Below are 514 nucleotides of genomic sequence, written 5' to 3' on the forward strand. Positions count from 1 at the left end.
TAATCGCTACGGGCGCACCATGCAGGTGATCGCCGGGATCCACTACAACTTCTCCTTCGGCGAGGGGTTCTGGGACCGACTCCAGGCGATCGAGGGCGAGCGCGGCGACCCGCGCGCCTTTCGCGATCGCATGCAGATGGGGATGCTGCGCAACCTGCAGCGCATCGGCTGGCTGGTGCCCTATCTGTTCGGCGCCTCGCCGGCGATCTGCGCGAGCTTCGTGCAGGGTCAGGAGACCGACCTCGAGTACTTCGACGACACCACCCTCTACTATCCGCATGCCACCTCGCTGCGGATGGGCGATATCGGCTATCAGAACCAGCAGGAGGAGGGCACCGGCATCAAGGCGAGCTACGACAGCCTCGCCGAGTATGTACGCACCCTCACCTGGGCGATCGAGACCCCCTGTCCCGAGTATCAGCGCATCGGCGTCAAGGTCGGTGATCGCTACGAGCAGCTCAACGCCAACGTGCTGCAGATCGAGAACGAGTACTACAGCACGGTACGCCCCAAG

Annotated in this window: 1 pseudogene; it reads left to right on the plus strand. The window is 63.8% G+C overall.

Going from position 1 to position 514, the window contains the following annotated elements:
- A pseudogene (locus CKO27_RS24085) lies at positions 1-514 on the plus strand (glutamate--cysteine ligase); the annotation flags it as partial.

It is taken from the genome of Thiocystis violacea (assembly GCF_016583575.1).
In the GTDB taxonomy this organism is placed as follows: domain Bacteria; phylum Pseudomonadota; class Gammaproteobacteria; order Chromatiales; family Chromatiaceae; genus Thiocystis; species Thiocystis violacea.